The organism is Mesorhizobium sp. M0500 (assembly GCF_040321165.1).
Classification (GTDB): Bacteria; Pseudomonadota; Alphaproteobacteria; order Rhizobiales; family Rhizobiaceae; genus Mesorhizobium.
The window spans coordinates 51,013-76,680 of the sequence record NZ_JAMYRB010000023.1; the positions used below are offsets into that span (position 1 = coordinate 51,013).

23 protein-coding genes and 2 pseudogenes are annotated in these 25,668 nt (G+C 58.7%); 23 read left to right on the top strand and 2 right to left on the bottom strand.

Features of this window, described 5'->3' with window-relative positions:
• Positions 1–572: 572 nt before the first annotated feature.
• The 22 genes and pseudogenes from NKI70_RS27380 to NKI70_RS27485 all read left to right on the top strand — a co-directional run bounded on the left by NKI70_RS27380 (position 573) and on the right by NKI70_RS27485 (position 21,769).
• Positions 573–899, top strand: a complete 327-nt coding sequence (locus NKI70_RS27380) for a helix-turn-helix domain-containing protein (RefSeq protein WP_352725512.1) — start codon at positions 573–575, stop codon at positions 897–899.
• Complete coding sequence (locus NKI70_RS27385; protein WP_352725474.1) at positions 874–2,130, top strand: type II toxin-antitoxin system HipA family toxin; 1,257 nt, start codon at positions 874–876, stop codon at positions 2,128–2,130. Before NKI70_RS27380 ends, NKI70_RS27385 begins: the two co-directional genes overlap by 26 nt.
• Before the next feature lie 487 nt (positions 2,131–2,617).
• On the top strand, positions 2,618–3,511 hold the full coding sequence (gene nifH, locus NKI70_RS27390) for a nitrogenase iron protein (protein WP_023801970.1): 894 nt from the start codon (positions 2,618–2,620) through the stop codon (positions 3,509–3,511).
• 99 nt (positions 3,512–3,610) lie between these two features.
• On the top strand, positions 3,611–5,113 hold the full coding sequence (nifD, locus tag NKI70_RS27395) for a nitrogenase molybdenum-iron protein alpha chain (protein WP_352725476.1): 1,503 nt from the start codon (positions 3,611–3,613) through the stop codon (positions 5,111–5,113).
• A gap of 128 nt (positions 5,114–5,241) precedes the next feature.
• A complete protein-coding gene (nifK, locus tag NKI70_RS27400) occupies positions 5,242–6,783 on the top strand; it encodes a nitrogenase molybdenum-iron protein subunit beta (protein ID WP_352725478.1) in 1,542 nt (513 codons plus the stop codon).
• A gap of 63 nt (positions 6,784–6,846) precedes the next feature.
• Entirely contained in the window at positions 6,847–8,337 is a 1,491-nt protein-coding gene (gene nifE / locus NKI70_RS27405; protein ID WP_352725480.1) for a nitrogenase iron-molybdenum cofactor biosynthesis protein NifE, read from the top strand.
• A gap of 7 nt (positions 8,338–8,344) precedes the next feature.
• Positions 8,345–9,727 carry a nitrogenase iron-molybdenum cofactor biosynthesis protein NifN gene (gene nifN / locus NKI70_RS27410; protein WP_352725482.1) on the top strand — a complete coding sequence of 461 codons (1,383 nt, stop codon included), beginning with the start codon at positions 8,345–8,347 and terminating at the stop codon, positions 9,725–9,727.
• A complete protein-coding gene (gene nifX, locus NKI70_RS27415) occupies positions 9,693–10,190 on the top strand; it encodes a nitrogen fixation protein NifX (RefSeq protein WP_352725484.1) in 498 nt (165 codons plus the stop codon). The genes nifN and nifX overlap by 35 nt, the downstream gene beginning before the upstream one ends.
• Before the next feature lie 17 nt (positions 10,191–10,207).
• Complete coding sequence (locus NKI70_RS27420) at positions 10,208–10,687, top strand: NifX-associated nitrogen fixation protein (protein WP_352725486.1); 480 nt, start codon at positions 10,208–10,210, stop codon at positions 10,685–10,687.
• Positions 10,688–10,795: 108 nt separating this feature from the next.
• Complete coding sequence (locus tag NKI70_RS27425) at positions 10,796–11,500, top strand: response regulator transcription factor (RefSeq protein ID WP_502898939.1); 705 nt, start codon at positions 10,796–10,798, stop codon at positions 11,498–11,500.
• Positions 11,501–11,607: 107 nt separating this feature from the next.
• On the top strand, positions 11,608–12,495 hold the full coding sequence (locus NKI70_RS27430; RefSeq protein WP_352725490.1) for a universal stress protein: 888 nt from the start codon (positions 11,608–11,610) through the stop codon (positions 12,493–12,495).
• 739 nt (positions 12,496–13,234) lie between these two features.
• A complete protein-coding gene (locus NKI70_RS27435) occupies positions 13,235–13,711 on the top strand; it encodes a FixH family protein (protein WP_352725492.1) in 477 nt (158 codons plus the stop codon).
• 135 nt (positions 13,712–13,846) lie between these two features.
• Positions 13,847–15,016: a TlpA disulfide reductase family protein gene (locus NKI70_RS27440; RefSeq protein ID WP_352725494.1), complete on the top strand. Its 1,170-nt coding sequence runs from the start codon at positions 13,847–13,849 to the stop codon at positions 15,014–15,016.
• A gap of 332 nt (positions 15,017–15,348) precedes the next feature.
• Positions 15,349–15,793 (top strand): annotated as a pseudogene (locus tag NKI70_RS27445) (DUF269 domain-containing protein).
• 25 nt (positions 15,794–15,818) lie between these two features.
• Positions 15,819–16,022: a CCE_0567 family metalloprotein gene (locus NKI70_RS27450; RefSeq protein ID WP_352571114.1), complete on the top strand. Its 204-nt coding sequence runs from the start codon at positions 15,819–15,821 to the stop codon at positions 16,020–16,022.
• Positions 16,019–16,336: a ferredoxin III, nif-specific gene (gene fdxB, locus NKI70_RS27455; protein ID WP_352725495.1), complete on the top strand. Its 318-nt coding sequence runs from the start codon at positions 16,019–16,021 to the stop codon at positions 16,334–16,336. The genes NKI70_RS27450 and fdxB overlap by 4 nt, the downstream gene beginning before the upstream one ends.
• 23 nt (positions 16,337–16,359) lie before the next feature.
• The gene (locus NKI70_RS27460; RefSeq protein ID WP_352725496.1) at positions 16,360–16,689 is read left to right on the top strand and encodes an exopolysaccharide production repressor protein; all 330 of its coding nucleotides are present in this window, start codon (positions 16,360–16,362) and stop codon (positions 16,687–16,689) included.
• Positions 16,690–17,024: 335 nt separating this feature from the next.
• Positions 17,025–17,922, top strand: a pseudogene (locus NKI70_RS27465) (1-aminocyclopropane-1-carboxylate deaminase); the annotation flags it as partial.
• Positions 17,923–18,042: 120 nt separating this feature from the next.
• Entirely contained in the window at positions 18,043–18,453 is a 411-nt protein-coding gene (locus NKI70_RS27470; protein WP_352725518.1) for a hypothetical protein, read from the top strand.
• Between the two features lie 72 nt (positions 18,454–18,525).
• Positions 18,526–18,774, top strand: a complete 249-nt coding sequence (locus NKI70_RS27475) for a hypothetical protein (RefSeq protein WP_352725498.1) — start codon at positions 18,526–18,528, stop codon at positions 18,772–18,774.
• A gap of 903 nt (positions 18,775–19,677) precedes the next feature.
• Complete coding sequence (gene ectB / locus NKI70_RS27480; protein WP_352725500.1) at positions 19,678–20,937, top strand: diaminobutyrate--2-oxoglutarate transaminase; 1,260 nt, start codon at positions 19,678–19,680, stop codon at positions 20,935–20,937.
• Positions 20,927–21,769, top strand: a complete 843-nt coding sequence (locus NKI70_RS27485) for a 2OG-Fe(II)-dependent halogenase WelO5 family protein (RefSeq protein WP_352725502.1) — start codon at positions 20,927–20,929, stop codon at positions 21,767–21,769. The genes ectB and NKI70_RS27485 overlap by 11 nt, the downstream gene beginning before the upstream one ends.
• A 540-nt stretch (positions 21,770–22,309) precedes the next feature.
• Here NKI70_RS27485 and NKI70_RS27495 read toward each other — a convergent pair.
• Positions 22,310–23,155: a LuxR family transcriptional regulator gene (locus tag NKI70_RS27495; RefSeq protein ID WP_352725504.1), complete on the bottom strand. Its 846-nt coding sequence runs from the start codon at positions 23,153–23,155 to the stop codon at positions 22,310–22,312.
• 797 nt (positions 23,156–23,952) lie between these two features.
• Between NKI70_RS27495 and NKI70_RS27500 the strand changes: the two genes are divergently transcribed.
• Positions 23,953–25,209, top strand: coding sequence for an aminotransferase class I/II-fold pyridoxal phosphate-dependent enzyme (locus NKI70_RS27500; protein WP_352725514.1), 1,257 nt, complete (start codon positions 23,953–23,955; stop codon positions 25,207–25,209).
• A 50-nt stretch (positions 25,210–25,259) separates the two neighbouring features.
• Here NKI70_RS27500 and NKI70_RS27505 read toward each other — a convergent pair.
• On the bottom strand, positions 25,260–25,668 hold a 409-nt coding region (locus NKI70_RS27505), incomplete at its 5' end, for a hypothetical protein (protein ID WP_352725506.1).

The window sequence follows — 25,668 nt, forward strand, 5'->3', positions numbered from 1 at the left end:
TATCTCTGGAACGAAATTGACCGACCGGTCGAACGCTTCAGGCCGATCCGCGCTAACCGCTTCAGTCCAACAATTCGAAGTCCCTTAGCGGGTATTATTGTAGAAATGCCCACAGCCCCGGTTACAGGCAGCCCGCGAACGCGGGCGAAAGGGTGGACGCCGTCCGAAACAAACGCCTGATCAGCGCTCCGAAATCATCGGCATGTTAAATGAAGGCAGTCAGGCAGCTGAAATCGCTCGTCTCTTTCGCTTTCATAGGCCCCACCGTCGGGCGCATCGGACCCGAGGTCAAAATAGCCGTTCACCGAATGTTCTTTCAGTTGGCCGTTTTCGCCAGCGACGTACGCAGCGGGCCCATTCGGTAGAAACGCCATGGCCGGTGGCCATAGCAGCTGTTCTCGGAGGAACGCCGTTGCCGCGCGGCGCTAAAGGCAGGGAGGAGGATTGATCGCTTTGGATATCATCATCGTCATATATGATACGCGAACAGATCATAAAAATTTTGACTTTCTCGCTGGATGAGATACCTTTGCGTATCATCACGCGTTGGAAGGGATCGTATACGTATCATGATGGACTCTGAATCGGAAGTTCTGCGCGAAATCGGTGGGCTGTTCAGGCAGGCGAGGCTGGCCGCTGCCATGACGCAGGAGCAGGTCGCTGAGTTGGCGGGTATATCCCGCCCCCGCTATCGCGACATCGAAAAGGGAGCCGCAGCGGCGCGTGCGACGACGCTTATGAATATCGCTCGCGCGCTCGGTCTGGAAATGATGCTGGTTCCGCAAGTCATGGTGCCGGCTGTCCAGGCTCTATTGCGTCCGCATGATGATGACGATCGACCCGCCTTTGTTTCTCAACCTGACGATGACGATCATGGCTCCATTCTTTCGCGCACCTAAGACGATCCCGTCGCTGGACGTGCTCTTGAACGCACTGAAGATCGGCACAATCGTTAGGACGCCGGGCGATTTCAATGCATTCAATTTCGATGAGGCCTACCGCGCGACGGGCGGCTTTCCGGTTTTCAGCCTGTCGTTCCGGGCAGCGACGGGAGGATTGCGGAAAGATCCGAAGCCTCTGGCGGGCGCCTTGCCCGCTTTCTTCGCGAACCTCCTGCCGGAGGAGAAATTGCGCGAGGCGATGGAAAAGCACCACGAAGGCAATGTGCGGCCAGGCAATGATTTCGATCTTTTAGCGGCGCTGGGCGCCGATTTGCCGGGAGCCGTACGGGCGTTGCCCAGTGACGGCGCGATAGCGGTTTCGCAGGATGCTTCAAAGGATAAGCCCAAGGCACGGTTCTCACTTGCCGGCGTGCAGATGAAGCTGTCGGTCATGAAGAACACTGGAAAAGGCGGCGGACTGACCTTGCCGATGGACGACGAGCAAGGCCGATACATCGCCAAGTTCCCTTCGACGGCGTTTCCAGGCGTTTCCGAAAATGAATTCGCCAACCTGGCGTTGGCTGCAGCGATCGGCATGGAGGTGCCTGAACGCGAACTTGTCGAGAAGTCCGATTTCGAGGATATTCCCGAGGAATTCAAGACGCTGTCAGAGGGCAAGGTCCTTCTCGTCAAACGCTTCGATCGCGGCGCTGAGGGCGAGAGGATTCACATCGAGGATTTCGCTCAGGTCTTTGGTGTCTATCCCTCGCGCAAATATGAGGGGGCCGCTTATCACGACATAGCCTTGGCCCTTGGCGTGGCCGTCTCGCCTACGGCGGCTCTCGAATTCGTCCGCCGCCTGGCGCTGACGGTCATCACTGGCAATGGCGACATGCACCTCAAGAACTGGTCTTTGATTTATCCAGGCAACGGCGACAAGCCGGTGCTTGCACCAATCTACGACGTACTGTCGACCGTGCCATATATTCCCGCCGACGCCATGGCGCTGTCGCTTGGAGGGGAGCGCTCGTTCAAGGCGCTAGCAGCACCGCGATGGAAAGCATTTGCGAACCGTGCAAGGCTTCCGGAGCCGGCAGTCCTGAAGGCAGTGGTCGAGACGGTCGAACTCGTCAACGAGCACTGGTGGCATCTGCCTGAGCGCGACGTTGTCGCAGCGAAAGTGCTCGAGCGGATCGACGAACATGTGAAGGCGATGACGCCGATACTGAACTCCTGCGCCGATAAATGAGCCGAGTCCCCTTGGGTTGGTGATATGGCGGAATTATCCGCCCGTGGCCCCGGATGGATGGGCCGTGGATCGATGGTATGCCAGCGTGGAGCGCAAGATTCCGCGCACTGTCGATGATGACACGCGAGACCAAGCACGTCAGCTCGCCGGAACAGAAGAGTTCGCAGCATCCCGCAATTACGCAAGAGGGTCGAGATGCTGTTCGCCCAGCTCAACACAACGATGCGGTTCGAACGGATGTGGTGACTGAGGATCGCGATCCGACGCTTTGTGTCGCCATTGTCGGGTCCGCTACACGGCTTGTTCCGACGATCCTTTCTTTGGCCTCAAGCTAAATCCCTGAAAAGCAACCATGAAATTATTCTTCGGTTCGATCAGCCAAATTGGCACGAGTCTTGAGATCCTAGGGTGCGAGGCGGCGACAGCTGCCCGACCGGCATTCATGTCGCGGCAGCCGCGATGAATGGAACGAAGGAAGGAAAGCTACATGTCAGGTTTGCGTCAGATCGCCTTTTACGGCAAGGGCGGCATCGGCAAGTCCACCACCTCCCAAAATACGCTCGCCGCCCTTGTCGACCTCGGGCAGAGAATCCTCATCGTCGGCTGCGACCCCAAAGCCGACTCCACCCGCCTGATCCTGAACGCGAAGGCGCAGGATACGGTCCTGCACCTCGCGGCAGAGGAAGGTTCGGTGGAAGACCTGGAACTCGCGGACGTGCTCAAGGTCGGCTACAAAGGCATCAAATGCGTGGAGTCGGGCGGCCCTGAGCCGGGTGTCGGCTGCGCCGGCCGCGGCGTGATCACCTCGATCAACTTCCTCGAGGAGAACGGTGCCTACGACGATGTCGACTATGTCTCCTACGACGTGCTCGGGGATGTGGTGTGCGGCGGTTTCGCGATGCCGATCCGCGAGAACAAGGCCCAGGAAATCTATATCGTCATGTCCGGCGAGATGATGGCGCTCTATGCCGCCAACAACATCGCCAAGGGCATCCTGAAATACGCCCATTCGGGCGGCGTGCGGCTCGGCGGCCTGATCTGCAACGAGCGCCAAACCGATCGCGAGCTCGACCTCGCCGAAGCGCTGGCTTCCAGGCTCAATTCCAAGCTTATCCACTTCGTGCCGCGCGACAACATCGTCCAGCACGCCGAGCTCAGGAAGATGTCTGTGATCCAGTATGCGCCGGACTCCAAGCAGGCCGGGGAATACAGGGCGCTAGCCGAGAAGATCCATGCCAATTCGGGCCAGGGCACCATCCCCACCCCTATCACCATGGAGGAGCTCGAGGACATGCTGCTCGACTTCGGCATCATGAAGACCGACGAGCAGATGCTTGCCGAGCTTCAGGTCAAGGAAGCGGCCAAGGCGGCCGCACAGTAGCGACCGCTGCCGACATGAGGCGCGGCCTTGATCTGGTGCGCCTTTCGAAGAACGGCGCCTCGTTGGTGAGGCGTCACCCTGAACCTTGAAAGGGGTCCCATGAGCCTGGAATACGAGAATGACGGCGCCCTCCATGCGAAGCTTATCCAGGAGGTGCTGTCGCAATATCCTGACAAGGCGGCGAAGCGCCGCAAAAAGCACCTGAGCGTCGCAAAGAGCGGCGACGAGGCTGGCGAGGAAAGCGAGGTCCTTTCCGAATGCGAGGTCAAATCGAACATCAAGTCCATCCCCGGAGTGATGACAATTCGCGGTTGCGCCTATGCCGGCTCGAAAGGCGTGGTGTGGGGTCCAGTCAAGGATATGGTCCATATCTCGCACGGCCCGGTCGGCTGCGGGCAATATTCCTGGTCGCAACGCCGCAACTACTACGTCGGCACGACCGGCATCGACACGTTCGTGACGATGCAGTTCACCTCCGATTTCCAGGAGAAAGATATTGTTTTCGGCGGCGACAAGAAGCTGGAACGGATCATCGACGAGATCGAGGAACTGTTCCCGCTGAACAAGGGCATGACTGTGCAATCCGAATGCCCGATCGGCCTGATTGGCGACGACACCGAAGCTGTGTCCCGCAACAAGGCCAAGGAGCACGAAAAAACGATCGTGCCGGTGCGCTGCGAGGGCTTCCGCGGCGTATCGCAATCCCTCGGCCACCACATCGCCAACGATGCGATCCGCGACTGGGTCTTCGAAAAGAAGGACATTGAGTTCGAGGCCGGCCCGTACGATGTCAATGTGATCGGCGACTATAATATCGGCGGCGACGCCTGGGCTTCGCGCATCCTGCTCGAGGAGATGGGCCTGCGCGTGGTCGGCAACTGGTCGGGCGACGCTACGCTGGCCGAAATAGAGCGCGCGCCGAAGGCCAAGCTCAATCTCATCCATTGCTACAGGTCGATGAACTACATCTGCCGGCACATGGAGGAAAAGTATGGCATCGACTGGATGGAGTATAATTTCTTCGGCCCCTCCCAGACTGAAGCCTCTCTGCGCACGATAGCCAAGCATTTCGGACCGGAAATCGAGGCCAAGGCCGAGGCGGTCATTGCCAAATACCGGCCGTTGGTCGATGCCGTCATCGCCAAGTACCGGCCGCGCCTCGAAGGCAGGACGGTGATGCTCTATGTCGGCGGCCTGCGCCCCCGTCACGTCGTCACGGCATATGAGGATCTGGGCATGGTGATCGTCGGCACTGGCTATGAATTTGGCCATAACGACGACTATCAGCGTACCGGCCATTACGTGAAGAAGGGCACGCTGATCTATGACGACGTGACTGGTTACGAGCTGGAGAAGTTCATCGAGGGAATCCGTCCTGATCTCGTTGGCTCCGGCATCAAAGAAAAGTACCCGGTCCAGAAGATGGGCATACCGTTCCGTCAAATGCATTCCTGGGATTATTCCGGCCCGTATCACGGCTACGACGGCTTCGCCATCTTCGCCCGCGACATGGATCTGGCCGTCAACAACCCGGTCTGGGGCCTCTACGACGCCCCCTGGAAGAAAAAAGCCGAGCCGTCGGCGGCGATCGCAGCCGAATGAAAACCTGGCCTCCCGGAAGCCGGGAGGCCGTTGAACGCCTGTGGCCCTTTGTCCGCGGGAGACCTGAAACGTTTCGACGTCCCTGTGCCGCCGTATGGCGCGGCCAGATGGAGAAGAGGTAACCACCCATGCCGCAGTCGGCTGAAAAAGTTCTCGACCACGCGCCCCTGTTCCGCGAGCCGGAATACAGGCAGATGCTCGCCGAGAAGAGGCTGAATTTCGAATGTCCGCACTCGGACGAGGTCGTTACCGACCAACGCGAATTCACCAAGACGTGGGAATACCGCGAAAAGAACCTCGCTCGCGAAGCGCTTGTCGTGAACCCCGCCAAGGCCTGCCAGCCGCTCGGCGCGGTGTTCGCGGCCGCGGGCTTCGAGCGAACCATGTCCTTCGTCCACGGCAGCCAGGGCTGCGTGGCCTATTACCGCTCGCACCTGTCGCGCCATTTCAAGGAGCCTGCTTCGGCAGTCTCCTCCTCGATGACCGAGGACGCGGCAGTGTTCGGTGGCCTGAAGAACATGGTCGACGGGCTCGCCAACACGTACCAACTTTACGATCCGAAGATGATCGCCGTCTCGACCACTTGTATGGCGGAGGTCATTGGTGACGACCTGCACAGCTTCATCGAGAACGCCAAGGACGAAGGCTCGGTCCCGCGCGACTTCGACGTGCCCTTCGCCCACACGCCGGCCTTCGTCGGCAGCCATGTCGACGGCTATGACGTTGCGGTCAAGGGCATTTTGGAGCATTTCTGGAAAGGCGAGGAGCGAACGGAAGCCGAGGGAACCATCAACATCATTCCGGGCTTCGACGGCTTCTGTGTCGGCAACAACCGGGAACTCAAGCGCCTGCTCGATCTGACAGGCGTGTCCTATACCTTCATCCAAGACGCCTCTGACCAGTTCGACACGCCGTCGGACGGCGAATACCGCATGTACGACGGCGGCACGAAGATCGAAGACGTGAGGAAGGCACTCAACGCCGAGGCGACACTTTCGCTACAGCATTACAACACCCGAAAAACACTGGAGTATTGCGAGGGGGTAGGGCAGGCGACTGCCTCGTTCCATTACCCGCTCGGAGTCCAGGCGACCGACGAGTTCCTGATGGAGGTCTCCGCGATTTCCGGCAAGCAAATCCCCGAGGCAATCCGCCTGGAGCGCGGCCGACTTGTTGACGCCATGGCGGACAGCCAATCCTGGCTGCACGGTAAGAAATACGCCATCTACGGGGATCCGGACTTTGTCTACGGCATGGCCCGCTTCATCATGGAGACGGGCGGCGAGCCGACCCATTGCCTCGCCACCAACGGCACCTCGGCATGGGAAGCGGACTTGAAGGAACTGCTTGCATCATCACCCTTCGGCAAGGATGCTCAAGTCTGGGCGGGCAAGGACCTCTGGGCGATGCGCTCGCTGCTCTTCACCGAGCCGGTGGACCTGCTGATCGGCAACTCCTATGGCAAGTATCTGGAGCGCGACACCGGCACGCCGCTGATCCGGCTGACGTTTCCGGTCTTCGACCGCCACCATCACCATCGCTTTGCGCTTATGGGCTACCAAGGCGGGTTGCGCGTCCTGACGACGATCCTCGACAAGATCTTCGACAAGCTCGATCGCGAGACAAGCGAGACGGGCGTGACGGACTATTCGTATGACCTCACTCGCTAAGCGTGCCGGCCGGCTCATCGGTGAGGCCGGTCGTCTTCCCGCGGGACTTTGGAGACCGACGCAATGTCCTCGCTCAGAGCCAAAATCCAGGATGTCTTCAACGAGCCTGCCTGCGAGCAGAACCGCGGCAAGGATGCCAAGGCGCGCAAAGAGGGCTGTTCGAAGCCGCTGACCCCCGGGGCGGCTGCCGGCGGCTGCGCCTTCGACGGCGCCAAGATCGTGCTGCAGCCGATCACCGACGTCGCGCATTTGATCCATGCGCCGCTCGCCTGCGAGGGCAATTCCTGGGACAACCGCGGTGCGGCTTCGTCCGGGCCAACGCTGTGGCGCACGAGCTTCACGACCGACCTCACCGAACTCGACGTGGTGATGGGGCGGGGCGAGCGGAAGCTCTTCAAAGCGATCCGCGAGATCCAGGAAGCGTATGGGCCGCCGGCTATCTTCGTCTATCCGACCTGCGTGACGGCGCTGATCGGCGACGACATCGAGGCCGTCTGCAAGCGCGCGGCGGAAAAGTTCGGCCTACCGGTGGTGCCGGTCAATGCGCCGGGCTTTGTCGGCTCCAAGAATCTCGGCAACAAGCTTGCCGGCGAGGCGTTGCTCGATCATGTCATCGGCACGGCGGAGCCCGACGATGCCGGCCCTTACGACATCAATATCGTTGGCGAATTCAACCTCTCGGGCGAATTCTGGCTGGTGAAGCCGCTCCTTGATCGGCTGGGCATCCGGGTGCGCGCCTGCATTCCGGGCGACGCGCGCTACCTCGACATTGCCTCCGCGCACCGCGCCCGGGCGGCTATGATGGTGTGCTCGACCGCGCTCATCAATCTCGCCCACAAGATGGAGCAGCGCTGGGATATTCCGTTCTTCGAGGGCTCCTTCTACGGCATCACCGACACCTCGGAAGCGCTCCGACAGATCTCTCAGCTGCTCGTGAAGAAGGGTGCCGATCCGGAGATCCTCGGCCGCACCGAGGCATTGATTGCAGATGAGGAGGCGATCGCTTGGAAGAAGCTCGCGGCCTACCGGCCGAGGCTCGAAGGCAAGCGCGTGCTGCTCAACACCGGCGGTGTGAAGTCCTGGTCGGTCGTTCATGCGCTGATGGAGATCGGCATCGAGATCGTTGGCACCTCTGTCAAGAAGTCGACCGTCGGAGACAAGGAGCGCATCAAGCAGATCCTCAAGGACGACAACCACATGTTCGAGCAGATGACGCCGCGCGAGCTTTACGCCATGCTCTCAGAACACAAGGCCGATATCATGCTGTCGGGCGGGCGCACGCAGTTCGTCGCGCTGAAGGCCAAGACACCCTGGCTCGATATTAACCAGGAGCGCCAACATCCTTACGCCGGCTATGACGGCATGGTGGAACTCGTACGCCAGATCGACCTCGCCATTCATAACCCGATCTGGCGCCAGGTGCGGGAGCCGGCACCATGGGATTGCCAGCGTGCGGTGAGGGAGGAACTGCCGAGCACGAAAAGCGAGACCGCGACCTTGCATGTTGTCCAGGAATTCGCCGGCACGACGGCCGACGATCTCGGCGAGTGTTGAGGAAGCGATGGTCCGCATCCTTCCCCAGACCAAAGCGGCGGCGGTCAATCCGCTGAAGTCATCGCAGCCGTTGGGTGCCGCCTTCGCCTTCTTGGGGGTCGACGGCGCGATGCCGTTGTTCCACGGCAGCCAGGGGTGCACCAGCTTCGCGCTCGTGCTCTTCGTGCGGCATTTCAAGGAAGCCATCCCTTTGCAGACAACGGCGATGGACGAGGTGGCGACGATCCTCGGCGGGGCAGACCATCTGGAAGAGGCGATCCTCAACCTCAAGGCCCGCACAAAGCCAACGCTGATCGGGGTCTGCACGACGGCGCTGGTGGAAACCCGTGGCGAAGACTGCGCAGGAGATATCGCCAATATTAGGCTGAAGCGCACGAAAGAACTCGCGGGTACGGAGGTGGTGGTAGCCAACACACCGGATTTCGACGGCGCGATCGAAGAGGGCTGGGCCAAGGCTGTCACCGCGATGATCGAAAGGATTACGCGGCCCGGCGAGCAGGCGCGGCAGTCGAAGAAGATCGTGATCCTGCCTGGCTGGAACCTCACTGTGGCTGATATCGAGCATCTGCGTGAGATGGTTGAAAGCTTTGGACTGAAGCCCGTGATTCTGCCGGACGTCTCCGGCTCGCTCGACGGTACGGTGCCCGACCGCTGGGTCACCACCACCTATGGCGGCACCAGCGTCGAGGATATCCGCGAGCTTGGCACGGCCGAGCAATGCATCGTCATCGGTGAGCATATGCGCCGCCCGGCCGAGCTGCTGCAGAGATTGACCGGCGTGCCTTACGTGCTGTTCCGGTCGCTGACTGGATTGAAGGATGCCGACCGGTTCGTCTCGCTGCTGTCCGCGGTTTCGGGCGCGGCGGCGCCGGCTCGGGCGCGCCGTCGCCGGGCGCAGTTGCAGGACGCCTTGCTCGACGGACATTTCCACTTTGGAGGCAAGAAAATTGCGATCGCTGCTGAACCAGACCAACTCTACCAACTCGCGAGCTTCTTCATCGGCATGGGCTCCGAAATCGCGGCGGCGGTCACCACGACCGACATGTCGAAAATTTTGGAGGAAGTACCGGCGCAGTCGGTTCAGATCGGCGATCTCGGCGATTTGGAAGCTCTTGGCGCCGGCGCTGATCTTCTCGTCACTCATTCCCACGGCCGCCAGGCGGCGCAGCGCCTCGGCATTCCGCTCATGCGGGTCGGCTTCCCGATCTTCGACCGGCTCGGCAGGCAGCACAAGCTCACAATCCTCTACCAGGGGACCCGCGACCTAATCTTCGAGGTGGCCAACATTTTTGAAGCCAACCGGCACGCGCCGACGCCTGAGGCGCTTGATCCACTCCGTAAGCGAGAAATGCCAGATGAGCTCCGTTCGTCGCCTCTCGCTCGTCACTGACGAGGTTCACGCACCGAGGCCGGAACGCCAAGCCGGCGCATTGCGCGTGGCGATCGCCACGCAGGATATGAAGAACCTCAACGCCCATTTCGGTTCGGCCAGGCGCTTTGCTGTCTACGACGTGACGCGCGAGGAGTGGAATCTCGTCGAGGCCGTGGCCTTCGATGACATTTCCGACGAGAGCGGGAAGCACCGAACTGAGGGCGATGACCGCATCACCCCGAAGGTGGAGGCGCTGAAGGGATGTCATCTCCTGTTTTGTCTGGCGATCGGCGGACCTTCGGCAGCCAAGGTTGTTTCGGCAAAAATTCATCCGATCAAAGTGCTGCAGCCCCAAACCATCCAAGAGGTGCTGTTGCGCACGCAGTTGATGCTCAGGACGTGTCCTCCCCCTTGGCTGCGCAAGGTGCTCGCGCTGGCAGGTGTCGCCGTACACAAACCGTCCTTCGAGGACGAGGACTGAAATGAGGAGTAGGCGAAATGTCTGACGCCGTGGTTAGCCCTGCTGTCGCCAAAGACGAGGCGGCCCTTGCCACCCCGTTCGTCAAATGCCTCGTGCGGCTGGTCCGGGCTCATGATTCCCACGGGTCTTGGGAAGGCAAATCGGACGCCGAGCTGCTGGGCGACTTCATCATCACCAGGGAACAGCGTCGTGCGATCCCGATCATCGGCGATCCCGATCCGGACGTGCTGTGGAGGCTCGAGATGTTTTACACCGCCGTCGGGCTTGCGATCGAGGAGCGTTCCGGCCTGATGGCATCGCCGATGATGGAGATAAGCCATGAGGGCTTTGGGCGCGTGCTTCTCACGGCCGGGCGGTTGGTCGTTCTGTCGAAGACCCTGCGCGACGTCCACCGGTTCGGCTTCGAGACGTTCTGGAAACTCGCCACGGCCGGTACGAAACTGGCCGGCGATGCGACCGCAGCTATTGAGGCTCATCCCGAGGTGGCGCGGGCGTGATGGAACCGATTTTCGACCAACGGGATCGTGTCAGGCCTTGAGGACATGCGATGGCCAGCCCTCTCAACCGAGGCGATCGAGGCCGATGTGGTTCTTGGGGCAGCGCTGATGAAGCCACTGGTCCTGATCTGTTCGCAGGATCCGGAGTTCTATCTGGTCCACAGCCACATTCTGGAGGTGGATGGCTTCACGATTCAACTGGCCGGCAGCGTGGAGGAGGCGCTTGCATTGGCCAGTGAACGGGAGCCGAAGGCCGTGGTGCTGGACTGCCAGCCAACAAGCGCGACAGGCTCCATAATCTGCGCCCGGTTCAAGGGGGAGCCCCGGACCGGCGGCCTGCCCGTAATTGCGCTGATCGCGCCCGGCGCCGAGAACCAGCACCTCGATCTCTTGAAGGCTGGTATTGACGAGAGCTTTGTGCGGCCCTTCGCGCCGGCCAAGCTGCTTGACTGTCTACGGATGAAGCTGGCCCTGCCAAAGCCGGGTTCGAACGGGATTGAAAACGGCGGATGGATCTCCTGTGGCGACCTTGAGATAAGGCTCGATGCCCACCGCGTTCGGGGTAATGGCCACGAAGTCCACCTTGGGCCGATCGAGTTCAACCTGCTGCGGCTTTTGCTTGAGACTCCCGGCAAGGTCTTCACCAGAGACGAGCTGATCAGCGCGGCCTGGCCGGCCAATATCCATGTCGGTGTACGCACCGTGGATGTCCATATCAGCCGGCTCAGAAGGGCGCTGAAGGCGGCCTCCCCCTCCAGCGTCATTCGTACCGTCAGGTCGGCCGGCTACTCGCTCGAGTGGCCGGACGGCTGAATAGATAACCGATGTGGTGTGACTCCGCATTTCCGCCGTGCTGAGTGCAAGTCTTGCGGCTTCGAAACGCGCCGGCAGGTACGACATATTCAGAAAGAAGCAGTCAAATGGCTTTCAGAAGCGTACTCAGTGTGACGGGAGCTTGCCACTCCGATCAGGATGTCAGAACAGCTGCCAGCTTGTGTGCCGAAGTCGGCGCGTATCTTTCCGTACTGGTGATGTCGCCTCCGCCGCTCATTATGCCGTCTCCGCTGCTCGGCGATGGCATCCCCGAGTGGCCTGGACAACGCGCACAGGCCATCGCCAGACTGGACAAACGGTTTAGGCAGATCGAGAGATTTTCACAGGACATGGCCAACCTGGAAAAGACATTCAGGGAAATTCACAAACTGCTGAGAGCCACGTGGCGGTGCTATGATGTCGATACCGAACACTGCGACAAGGCTGGCGTCGGTGAGGCGGTGCGACAGCGGGCGCTCTGCACCGACCTGACAATCATCGGCCCCGCACTTCTCAACGACACTAGTCTCGGACCTCTTGTTATCAACGGCAGCTTGTTCGATACGGGAAGGCCGGTGCTTGTCGTACCGAAGGGCGCTGACCCGACTCTGTCGCCACGGCGCGTGCTGGTCGGCTGGGATTCGCGAGCCGAGGCGTCCCGTGCGGTTCGGGGAGCGCTGGATCTGCTATCCGGTGCTGAGGAAGTTCGTGTCGCCCTTGTCGATCCTGAGGCGGCCTGCACCGGAAGCGGCGCCGAGCCGGGAGCCGACATCGCTGCCTATCTCACTCGGCATGGTGCTCGGGTGTCGGTCGACCGGCTGGCGAGCGCCGGCAAACCGGTGGCCACTGTGCTCGCGCAGCACGCAATCGATACGTCTGCCAACATGATAGTCATGGGCGCTTATGGCAGCCGACGGCTGCGCGAGCGGCTCTTCGGTGGCGTCACAAGATGGATGGTGGGGAAGCCGCCATTGCCGCTGTTTTTGGCTCGCTGACGGGTTCCGAAGCAGCACCGATGCTGTTCGAAGCTCTACTCCCCTGGGTCACCTATCCTGATGCCAAGTCGGAGAAAAGTCGCCGCAACGCGAAGCTCCTCGAGCAACTTGCAAGCGCCGTCGCGAAGAACATTCCCCGGACGTCTCTAACGCGCGCTCGGGGTCTGCTCGCCGAGACAATCCGTAACGCGCAGACCAACGGCCGGGCAGAGGCCCAGGCGTCCTCAATGCGCTCAAAACACCGATACTCGGGTCGGCGTCAGGTCGAGAAAGAGAGTCGTTTCAGCGCGGCAGGCCGCGTTCGGACCGTAGCCCCATCGTATTGGCGTTATCACGATTTCCCTCACCACTGGCCGGGAGCTGAACACCGCAACGACCGTGCAGCGGCCAAGGCACCGACCTTCGAGTCGGACGGTCGGGCTCTTGCCGGTGTCGGGGGGGAATTGATAGCATCAATAACGTTACCATCGTCTGGGATGGTAGCCGGCTTAGCGGCGAGGACGGCGGCCGCATCTTCAGCGTTTTCAGTCTGCCCGGCCCACCGCGTGGCGACCGAGCGGCCTTAAGGCTGGTCAATTCCGACAACGCTCACATTCGCACCAGGCGGTCCCTGTAGCGCCTGAGCACAGGGAACACAGAAAATATCGGCACAAAGCAGGAACCCCGGAGAGCTCACCGGCCGCACACGCCGGCACTCATCCTGGCCTTTTTCGCCAGGATCATAATCTTCGAGCTGACGATGGCGGTATTGGCGAGCCGAAGCTGGACCGGCTTCGTCGTGAAAAATTCCCATGTCGCCAGCCAGGAATTCAATCGCAAGGCGGGCGAGGGGGCACAGGCCGCGCTCGGATGGAGCAGGCTTTGCAATCGCAAATGGCGAGATCCGCTACCGCCTGAGGGACCGGAACGGCAAGACGCTCAAGCCGGTGGCGTGAAGCCGACGATGATGACGGGCCTGGCGGCAGCCAACGCAGTCATGATGTCCATCTGCTCGGTCCCTCAGCCCGAATACATGTTGAGTCGTCCGTGGCCAGGCTTTCGTGCCGGCCCGAAGCGCCAGATGCGTGTCCAAAACCGGACAGCGGCAGAAAACATGTCGCGTCCAATACAACCGGCTATCTTGGGCACCTGGACGGTTTTTAAAGTGGAATCAAGGATTTACTGCGCGCTTAGCGCGTTGGCACGGCCTTTGCGATTTGAGAGTCAGCAACACTGAGTGAAGGCTGACTGCACGCAGATGCGCAAGACGAGCGATGCTCTCCCTTCCTTGAACCCTCGTGCCCCGTCTCAAAGGGGGAACAAGCTCGCGCATAAGGTCACCCAACCTTTGGCAACAGCTTTGGAGAGCAACATGGTAGTGCAGCTGGGATCACCGGCTCCTTCGATCAAAGTGGAGGACTGGCTGCGTGGCGAGCCCCTTGCGAACTTCCAGCCCGGCAAAGTCTATATCGTCGAATTTTGGGCAACTTGGTGCGAACTATGCATGGCGGAGATGCTCGATCTGATGCGGCTCCAGGAAAAATACAGGGACAGCGGACTTGAGGTCGTCGGCGTCGCGGCTAATGAAAACGCTCCAACGGCCGTTGAGGCTCGCACTAAGTTGGACGCGTGGTTGACCGAAAAGTGCTCGCATCTGAGCTATCGGATCGCGTTCGACCACACAGGTGAAATGAACAAGCTTTGGATGAAACCCAGCTTTTCCGCCGGGATTCCGACTTCGTTCGTGGTCGACCGAGACGGCCACATCGCCTTTATTGGTCGTCCGGGGCAACTCGATGAGATTTTGCCGAAAGTGCTCAACGGCAGCTGGCGCATCAGCGATAAAGCTAAAGCCGCCGATACGGAGCGGATCGCCACAAGCGAACCAATCGCGCGCGAACAAGCGTTGAAGCAGCCGATCGATGACAGATTCTGGGCGGCGGTGAAGTTAGAAGATTGGAAGACAGCGCTCTGGGCGATCGAAGAGGGCATCGCCTTGATGCCGGACGACATCAATTTCCGTCTGGCTCATTCGCATCTGTTGCTTCACAAAATTCAAGACATGTGGACCGGCTTGCCCGTGATGAGCCAATTGGTTCGCGACGCGATCGACAAAAACTCTGAGGACTGGATGGTTTCGGCGCTAGACCAACTTTTCCATCCGGCGAATGACCATTCGCGCCTTCCCCCTGCTGAGCGCTTCGCGATGGGCAAGGAGCTGTCCGAACACATCCTGGCGCTGAATCCCCCGCAAGGCGACAGCCCTAAGTTCCGGTCCTATCCCGCGGTCGCCCGGTACTATCACGAGAACGGCAACAATGATCGCGCGATCGAGTTGGTCGAACTGGCACTGACGTCGCTGGACGGTCCGGAGCCTATCCCGGCCGAATTGAAAGAGCAGCATCTGCCGGATTTGCTGCAGGCCCTCGCCAAGTACAGGGGTGGGAAGGTTTGTTGCGGCGCACTCTGTGCGGCTCCGCAAAACCATTTCCCGAAGGTGCCAAAGCGCGGTCGGCCGAGGAGGAAAGACAAAAAAGGGTAATTGGTCGAAATGGCTTACTGGGCAATTCGTCCATTTCCCTGGCGTGACCGCAGCAGGAGGTCCATGCAGCACTTGGTCGATCGTCTGCAGCAGGATCGGGGCTCGAAACTTCATGGCCTCCGGCCGCATTGCGGCGGAAGTGATGTTCGACCCGAATTCACGTTGAAGACTTCGCAGTCAAGGACGTGTTCAAGGTCGGCCAGAGGGATATCAATTGCGTGGCATCAGCCGCGCCGAGCCGGGCGTCGGCTGCGCAAGTGTGCCCGAAGTAGGCATCCCAGAAAACAGACATCGTGCTTCGACGAAGAGGACTGAAATGAGGAGAAGGCGAAATGTCTAGTGCTGCGGCTGCGGTCAGCCCGGCTGTCAACGAGGACGAGGCGGCCCTTGCCAATGCCTTTTGTCAGATGCCTCGTGCGGCTGATCCGTGCTCAGGATGCCTCCGGGTCACTGGGAGGCAAATCGGACGCCGAACTGCTGGGCGACTTCATCATCACCAGAAAACAGCGCCCTGGCCTGTCATCGACGATCCCGATCCTGACGTGCTGTGGAGGGCGATCGAGGAGCGCTCCGGCCTGATGACATCGGCAATGATGGAGATGAAATTCACGAGGACTTGGGGCCGCATGCTTTCCACGGCCGGGCAGTTGGTCGTTCTGGCAAGACGTTCATCGGTTCGGCTTCGAGATGCTCCGGAAACTGGCTGAGGCCGGTGCGAAACTGATCGACGATGCGACCGCAGCCACTGAAGCCGGTCCCGGTGTGGCGCCGACGTGATAAAACCGATTTCGAGGAAAGGTTTATGTCAAAGCTAGATGAAATGGGGAAGAAAGTCCGAAAGCTTCAGCTGCGCGCAGCAGTCGCCAAGATGAAATTGCGCGACCTTGCAGAGGATCTCCCGGGAAAATGGACGGAGATAGAGGACGTCGCCAAGGAAACGTCCGCCGTTTTTGCCGAGTTGGATGGTGCCAAGAGAGAGCTCGCTGCAATGAAGAAGTTACGATGAGGAGCACATTCACCACCCGCGACGGCTCCGGATGGATGCCGGAATATCTCACCGCTATTGACGGCGCGACCTGCATCGGCTGCGGCCGCTGTTTCAAAGTCTGCTCTCGCGAGGTCATGCATCTCTACGGCGTCGATGACGCGGGTGAAATCCTCGGCGCCTGCGACGACGATGATGACGATTTCGATGGCGAGCTCAATCGCATGATCATGGTCGTCGACCATGCCGGCCGCTGCATTGGCTGCGGAGGCTGCGCCCGCGTCTGCCCGAAGAACTGCCAGACCCATATTGCGGCCGACCAGGTCGCAGCATGATCTGAGGAGACAAAACCAGGAGAATGGCGTTGCCCTTTAGAGTCTTTTGTCGCGTCCTGGGAACGGTCCTGTGCAGCACCGCTCTGACCGTCTACTTCGCTTCTCATTCCATCGGCACAGTAGTCGTCACGACGCTGGCTTGTTCGCTGCTCCTTCAGCTGGCGTATTTCGTAAGCGTGCTCTTTCTGATCTGGCGGTCTGGCTGCGATAGCCGAGCTGGCCAAAGGGCTGAGCATTTCGGCAGTTGCAAGGAAGTTGGATCCGAGCCGCCAGACCTTGATGAGGTGACGAATGAATCCGCAGATTTGCTCCAGCGCGAACAAATGCTGGCCATGTCGCTGCTGCTGCCTTGAGGCGCCATGACAAGGTCAGTGCTCAAGCTGGCGCCACTTTGGACCAACCATAAACATTGAGCAGATATTAGAAGGAATACTGCTATAGAAGTCGATGGTGACCGCAATCCGGTCATTCTGGTTAATCCAGGAGATGCAGTTCTTGAATGCCATACGCATTGGGGTAGTCTCTCGCACGCCGGCGTGCGGTTGCAACTCTCAATGACGAACGAGGCGCTGGAATACTAATGGGACTCTTCTGGCGCCGGATAATGCAGATGACGTCAAATCAAAGACGCCTCTAGAATGAATCGTGAATGGCTAATTCAGCTCCATCACGTCTTGCCGGAGAGAAAATGCTGGAAAAGTTCGAACGCTATCCGCTCACCTTTGGACCCACGCCCATCGAGAAGCTCGAACGCCTCGGCAAGCATCTCGGGGGAGGGGTGGAAATCTACGCCAAACGCGAGGACTGCAACTCCGGTCTCGCGTTCGGCGGAAACAAGCTCCGCCAAGCTCGAATACATCATCCCCGACGCGATCGCGTCAAATGCTGATACGCTTGTCTCCATCGGCGGCGTGCAGTCCAACCACACGCGGATGTTCGCCGCGGTCGCCGCCAAGATCGGCATGAAATGTCTCCTGGTTCAGGAGAGCTCGGTACCACATGAGGATGCCGTCTACGACCGGATCGGCAACATTTTCTTGAGCCGCATAATGGGAGCAGAGGTGCACCTGGTCGACGAGGGCTTTGACATCGGCATCCGCCGCAGTTGGGAACAGGCGCTCGATGAAGTCAAGTCAAGGGGCGGCAGGCCCTACGCGATACCGGCCGGGGCCTCAGTTCACAAATATGGCGGGCGTGGGTACGTCGGGTTCGCGGAGGAGGTGCGCGCCCAGGAGAAACAGCTTGGGTCTGGCTTCGACTACATCGCACGGTCACGGGCTCGACGCATGCCGGCATGCTCGTCGGATTTGCCAAGGACGGTCGGCAGCGCAACGTGATCGGTATCGATGCCTCCGCCACCCCCGCCCGGACCAAAGCGCAGTGCTAAACATTGCCCGGGATACTGCGAAGCTCGTCAAGCTTGGCACGGAAATCGTCGAGGATGACGTGGTGTTGCTCGATGGGTACGCGTTTCCCTGTTACGGCCTTCCGTCCGAAGAAACCAAGGCGGCCATCCGCCTGTGTGCGCGGCCCTCGAGGGTATAATTACCGATCCCGTCTACGAGGGCAAATCGATGCAAGGGATGTCCGCTCCTGCCATCCCGGGCGGCAGGGTTTTGGAAATAACGACTACCACCGGTTGCATCGTCCGATGTTCTTATTGTCGGCAGGATAAGTTCGCCCGTCGGCAAAGAGCGGTCTCTCAGGTGAAGCATCTTCGTCTTGAAGATTTCAAGCGATGTCTGGCGCGCGTACCAACTTCCGTCGACATTAGTTTCGCCGGGTACTGCGAGCCTTGGCTCAATCCGGATTGCACCGAAATGGTCGAGCACGCTTACGCAAGGGGCCATGGCGTCCGGATTTTCACGACGCTTGTAGGAATGAAGGGGCGGGATCTACACCGCTTGCAAGCGCTGCGCTCAAGGGTATTCGTGATCCATTTTCTCGATGATGGCGCATACATGAATAGCCGCCTCGTCGGAGACAATTATCTCGCTTTGATTCGTCAAGTGGTCGACACAGACATTGCCTCAGTTCGGTTTATAGTCCTGGGCGAGGTCCATCCAGATATCGTCGAGATAGTCCCCGCCGACGCGCTAGTTCGCGCCCGCCTCTGAGCAGCAGGGGTGGAAGCGTCGATCCGAAGATCGTCGAACCACGGCAGCCGGTCGTCGGAGTGCTGACATGTGTTGACGGACGGCAGTATCGGAATGTTCTTCTCCCAAACGGTGACGTTACGCTCTGCTGCATGGATTTTGAACGGCGCCGTATTGGGCAATCTTCTGTGCGACAAATACGAAGATCTCTTCGAAGGGTCAGCTTTTTGTGAGATCGTCGACCGCATGAATGGGACGGATGGTTTTTTTGCTTTGCAGGATGTGCGAATATGCCCATGCAAAGGCGTCCGCATGCTGATTGGGGGCCGGCGAACCGCCTGAAAGCGGGGCCGGAGCAAATGTCGATCCTCTCGAAACTGCATAAGGCGGGCGGCCTCCATCTGCCTCGCGTGAACCTGGTCGATGGAGTCAAATCCCCTACTTTTACGCGGCTTCGACAGATCCTGTGGTTGCATCTCCCAGCACGAAGCTGTCTGTAAACGTTTTATTGGCCTAAAAGGGGGAGATCCGGCTTAGTCTGGTCCCACATCCAGATTGTATTATCCTCCGCTGTCGGCTTTTTTGAGACCCTGATCCTCATTCAGGCAGAGTTGGTCGAGACGCTTCAGAAACGGTCCGAAGCGGCTCCGACATCGAAGAACGCCGATCGTCGCCGCTACACCACTCGCTCGCTAGAGCGCTGTTGAGGGCGCGCTCGCGAGCGGCTTCGCTACCGGCCGAGCTAAACCACCAGCCGGGGCACGAGGGGTCGTGTTGCTGCCGGAGCGGCCTGCAACGCCTTAGCATGCTGCTGCACGGCAGAAGCGCCGGTCACATGAGCCGGTCTAGCGCTGAGCTTGATAGGACCGGCAGGGCGTTTCGCCGGGTACAAGCAGGTGCGTCAACTACCAGATGCCGTAGTATCGACGCCTGCCCGAAAACTCTACAACTGAATTCGTTCCAACGCATTGACCGAGAGATATGGGCATACATTACAACATGACGACGGGGAGGCTTCCAAGTGCGTCTGTGCAGCAGTTGAGCTGCCGCGCAAGTCCCGGTCTCCTTTTATCGCGGAACTTTTGAGGAGTATGTAGCAAACAAATTTGTCGGAAGTCACCGACCTCCAAAGGGCCGTCCGGACTGTGCTGATCTTTAGGTGAAATTGAAGAACAATCGCGACCGACCAAAACGCATAAACCAATCTCTCGTTGAACGCGACTCTACATGCAGAGGGATCTTGAAATGAACACCGACGTTTTTACGACTTATGAGTCTAACGTTCGTCGCTACGCGCGGTCGTTTCCCACAGTCTTTACGAAAGCCCTTGGGGCGACAATCTGGGACGAGGCCGGCAACCCATATATCGATTTCCTCGTAGGGTCCGGCGCCCTGAATTATGGACACAACAACCCGAATATTATTACACCAGCAATCGAATACATGGTTGGCGAGAACATTCTTCTATCGCTCGACATGTATACGGCGGCAAAGCGTGAATTCATTGAAGTGTTTGTGGATTTGATCCTGAAGCCTAGAGGCCTTTCCTACAAAATACAGTTTCCTGGGCCGACCGGCACAAACGCTAACGAAGCGGCACTGGCCCTGGCGCGAAAATATACCGGCCGCTCAAGCGTCATGGCCTTCACAAATGCGTTCCACGGCATGTCGCTCGGCTCCCTGGCGGTGTCGGGTTCGGCGTCAACCAGGGAACTGGGCGGCGTTGCTCGCCACGATGTGATCCGTGTCCCCTACGACGGCTACCCCACGCAAGCTTTCGATTCCGCTAGCTACATCGACTATGTTTTAGGCGACCCGGGGAGCGGCATAGAAAAGCCAGCCGCAATCATTCTGGAGACTATCCAGGCAGAAGGCGGCCTGAACACTGCATCTGCAGCATGGCTCACAGAAATTCAGCGCATTTGCCGTACGCACGGCGTCCTCTTGATTGTCGACGACATTCAGGCGGGTGCGGGACGAACGGGCGATTTTTTCTCATTCGAGTTCGCGAAGATCGACCCCGACATTGTATGCCTTTCGAAGTCCCTAAGCGGTTCAGGCAGTCCGTTCTCCATCGTTCTGATCCGCCCCGACCTGGACATTTGGAATCCCGGAGAACATAGCGGGACCTTCAGAGGCAACAATCTCGCCTTCGTGACTGCAGGGGCGATGTGCAAAATGTGGTCCGGTAGGCAGTTTACTGCAGGCGTCGAGCGGACAGCCGTCAAACTGCAAAGACACCTTGATCGCCTCGTTGCCAAATTTCCCAAGTGCATCGAACAAAAGCGCGGCCGAGGTCTGATGGCCGGCCTCAAGTGCCGTTCGCAGGCCGTTGTCGGCCGTGTGCACGATGTCGCATTCGAAAATGGCCTGCTGATCGAATCTTCAGGACCAAATCGCGACGTCATCAAAGTCCTCCCACCGATAACCATCACCGATGACGAACTCGATCATGGCATCGCCATCCTTGATCACGCACTAAAGGAGCAAGCCAATGGAGACTAATCAAGTATCCCAAGCCCCAGCCACCTCGCCTGTTGCGATCAGAGAACGAACCGGCTCGATCAGCACTGCGGACATCATCTCAGTCCTGAAAGGTGAGATCACCGCTCTGCACATCAGGCAAGCTTTCAGCACCGAAATAGCCGAGGAGATCACCGCGAACTTCAGTGGCAGTCCCGGTCTCAAGGAGCGTAAGGATGGCGTCCCCGGACAATATGTCGGCGCATCCCACTACAGGAAGGATGCAGCCACCTATTTTGCAGAGGCGGAAACTGCGCGACCGTACGTCGACGCCCTTTTTGAGAATCTGGTTGATCCGGTCAGAGCATTGTTCGACGCGTTGAGGCGCGAGCTTCGCAAACAGGGCATTGAGTTGCGGCTGGCCCGTTCGGAGCACGGTCAGGCCAATGTCTGTCGCGCTCTCAGTTGGTCTGGCAGCGGCACATTCTCCTTGGACCCCCACGACGACGTCGCTCAAGTGTTATGTGCTGGGAACGATTACGAGCTATCTGCGGTGGCGCACAACACCGTCGCAGCACTCAACTTCTATCCCAGCATGCCCGAGGAAGGTGGCAATCTGCGGCTCTGGAGCCACAAGCCGACAGTCACCGACCGAAAGTCTCAACGTGTGGAGACTACGGGATATCCCTATTCGGCAGCCTATCTCGAGGGCGTTCCTTGTCGCGACTTCCAGCTCAGGGCGGGGGATATCGGCCTGATCGATGGCGGTTTCGTTCACGGGGTCACCGGTCAATCAGGCAACGGAAAGCGTCGCCTAGTGCTGAACAGCTTTTTCGGGTTTGCGCGGCCGGATCTTGTTCTCTGGTGGACCTGAGGTTGGATGTCGCAGCAACTGCCAGCTTCCGCCGGCAGTTAAGGCGTCAACATCCTTCGGGTAACTGCCACGTGTAATTTCCTCCAGTTGGGATTAGAGTCCGGCCTCGTTGAAGGACGGTCTGATGAAGAGAATGCGGTTTACGGAATAGCAGATCATCGCGGTTTGCGCGAGCACGCGCCGCTTCAGCTATCGTCGGCTGTTCATTCTGCTCATCCGCGAGGGCGAACCGTCTGGAATCAAGCTGGCGGTGCGCAAGCGATCACGGCGACGGGCACTCGCATCAACGGCCCGATGCGCGACGACTTCCTTGAACGAGAGCCTCTTCTTCGGCCTCGTCCATGCCCGCTGCGCCATCTCAGACTTGGCGGAGGATTACAATATCAGCCTATGCCGGAGTCATCACCGCAACCGGCTCCGACGCTACGCTGATTGAAGGTTCCGCGCCTTCTCCGGTTGCTCGACGCGCGCCCTACGGCGTAACAGAAAGGATGGAGACTTCGCCGCCGGAGGAAAGTTCAGTGGTATGTCAGCCGCTTCTTACAATTCGATAACTCCGAACTTTACGGCTTTTATAGCAGCGACAGTTCTGCTCGCAGTATCCATTTTTCGCATTACGTTCTTTATATGGAAATTGACGGTGTTTACAGAAATTCCCAAAATTTTTCCTATTTCCCACGAGGATTTCCCTCTTGCTGTCCACAGAATACACTCCCTTTCTCTTAGAGAAAGGTCAGGAGCTTCCTCGCTGCCACTCGAATTCACGAACTTTGCAACTCTAAGATGGAAATGCAACGCGGCAAGCTCCAAGTATGTGACTGTTCTATTCTGGAATTCGCGGTCCCGGAGTTGAGCAAAGCTCATGATGGCAAAATTGCCATCGGGGCCGTGCAATGGAACGCTGATGCCTGACCTTAAGCCGAACGTCGCAGCCTCATCGAAAACGCGCCGTTCGTCTTCAGTCGTGCTTGCGTCGTTGTACACCTCACTCCATCGAAAGGCGCCTGCGCGATTTCGACTCGTCTTGAAGATGGGGTCAATTTTATCATAGCTCATTTCGAAATAGCGCTCCTGCCATTCATCAGGATAATTCAGCATGACCCCTGGATCGCGTCGGACCGGCTTTGAAATTCTTTGGTCAGGTGTAAGGGAGCCATAAGAGATCCACGGGCAATCAAAATTCAGGGCAAATGCAGATAACAGGTCGAACAACTGCTCGGATTGAGCAACGCCTTCAGTCTGGTCGAGAAATCGGGCGAATTCGACCGCAAACGCCTCCCCGACTGCCGCGGGGAAATGCATCGACGGGACCAAATAAAACTGGTCGGACACTCTGGTTGCCAGCCCTCCAGGCTGAGGGACCGCAGTCATCGGCGGATGTTCCATAGTCTCGGCTCCGTAGGCATCTTTCGCCGGATGTTGTCACTGGTGGACAAAGCTGCCGGCTGTAGGGCTGCAGCTCTGCGCGCCGTACTCGGCCGGCACCGCCAAAGCTGTAACACTTCCCCGCGGCGGGTAAGATTATCATTGAGTTAAATGTAGGTTACGAAAGCTTCTCTGAAGGTATAACATCATAAATAATCATTTTCACAAATTGATCTTGCATATCATGTCAATGTCTGCACGCGTTCTCCAGACTGCGTCAGTTGGCCGGCGTGCCGCCGTAGAGGTGGACGTCCTCCGCTCCCGGCATCGACCTGCCATGGTGTGTGTCAAAAGTCACAAGAGGGAGAGCCGTCCATGGAAGAGATTGCCACAACCCACAATCGGTTCGGATATCGCCAAGGAGGTTTTTCGGGTTCATGGCATCGATGCTGCCGGAGCAATCGTCGTTCGTCGAAAGCTTCGGCGCGATGACGTTGTTAAATTTCGGGTTGCATCGTGAAACCTGCAGCGCAGGTCACCGCTTCGAACTCCGCCGTACTCTGATCCATTTCGTATTTTCCGCAAACAGCTTTCGTCACGGCCACACGGGGCGCCAGCCCGCCTCTCTTTTTGTGAGGAATTATGATCATTCTGGCATGATTATGAATTCACAACCGAGAATTCGTAATAAATATTCACATATCATTACTATGCATGGTGGTATTACTGGAAAGACCCGGTGGGTATCACCCACTTGCATAGGCAGCGAGACCTGGAAGCCAAGTCTCGTCAAAGCTTACTTGAGAAAGGACGTCCTGATGTCTGCAGTAGAATCCGCAGCAAGCGCTGTGAGCGCCAGTCGTTTCCGCAACACCGCTTCGGTCATAGATCGGACGCGAATGCATTTCGAACGGGCTCACCAACGTGGTCTCATGGCCATTTACGGACGGTCCATGGAGGGGAGGACGGTCAGGCTTACGAGAGGCGAGCGACGAGGCGATACCGTTGCCGACTATGTACGTTGTTGCTACCTCGGCCTGGACAATCATCCGGCTATCGTTGCAGGCGCGGTTGCCGCAATAGAGGAATACGGATCAGTCCACTGGTCATGTGCACGCACGCGGCTGAATTTCGGGCTCATTGGTAATCTTGAGGACATACTTTCTCAACTCTTTGGCGCGCGCGTTATTGCCTATTCAACAGTCATGATTGCCAATATGGGCGCATTGCCACTCATCGCCTCCGGACATCTAACGGAAGGTCAAAGACCTGTCATGGTGTTCGACCATCGGGCCCATGCCTCCCTCGCCTTTCATAAGCCAGTCGTGGCCGAGGAGACCCAAGTTAAGACAATTCCTCACAATGACCTCGATGCTTTGGAGCAGATTTGCCGCAAGCATCCAATCGTCGCCTATGTGTGCGATGGCGTCTATTCGATGGGCGGCTTCGCGCCGATCGAAGGGCTTCTCCAGTTGCAGGAGAAGTATGGTCTTTTTCTTTACATCGACGACGCGCACGGAATTTCCCTGTTTGGCGAAAATGGTGAAGGCTTTGCGCGCTCACAATTGCCGCGCGAGCTCGGTGAGCGCACGATCGTCGCCGCGTCCCTCGCCAAGGGCTTCGGCGCGTCGGGTGGCATGCTCATGCTTGGAACGGCGTATCAGGAAGAGCTATTTCGTTGCTACTCCATTCCGCATGCCTTCTCGGCGTCGCCCAACGTCGCAGCTGTCGGTGCCGCTATAGCCTCGGCGGAAATTCACCGGACGAGCGAGCTCAAGGTTCGCCAAGGTCAATTGGTTGAACGCATCGCCTTTTTCGACGAGCTCATCGAGACAGATCAGCGAGGCGCCTCTCTGCCAATTCGTATGATCAAGGTGGGCGACGAATTCGCAGCCATCGATTTCGCAGAGCGCCTGCTAGATGACGGCTTCTACACATCCGTCACGTTCTTTCCGACGGTCGCTCGCGGCCACGCGGGCATACGCATCTGCCTGACCGCAAGTCACAACCTGTCGGATCTGGAGCGGCTCTGCAGCAAGATTCAGAGCTACAAACCCGTGTTTACCACAGCCTAAGCCCAGAATGACGCCGATGCTGACGGAGATGCTAAGTTGATTATGGCTGATCATGAGATCATGATCCGAAACTCCGAAAATCCCGCCTTGCGCACGAGCGCGCAAAAAAGGTCACACCCGGGGGCAATCCGCGCAGCAGTGTCCATGAGGCGCACTTCTTTCTGACTTCCGGGAAGAGAGCGTATGTAACAGACGTCGACGAGAACTCCTATCTGGATTTCCAGAACAATTTCATCGCCCTGATCCGAGCGTATGGCCACCCCGATGTGAATGCCGCGCTCATGGAGCAAATCGGCTGGGGGCTCAGTTTCGTCAATCCCACCGAGAGCGAGATCGCTCTCGCCGAGATCGTTTGCGAAAGGGTGCCTCTCTTCGGTAAGCGCTATTTTCGCTGCACGTTGACGCGAGCGCTTTCGACGGATGGCCTTCGAATCGGGAACGGTATCTGGTCTGATCAGG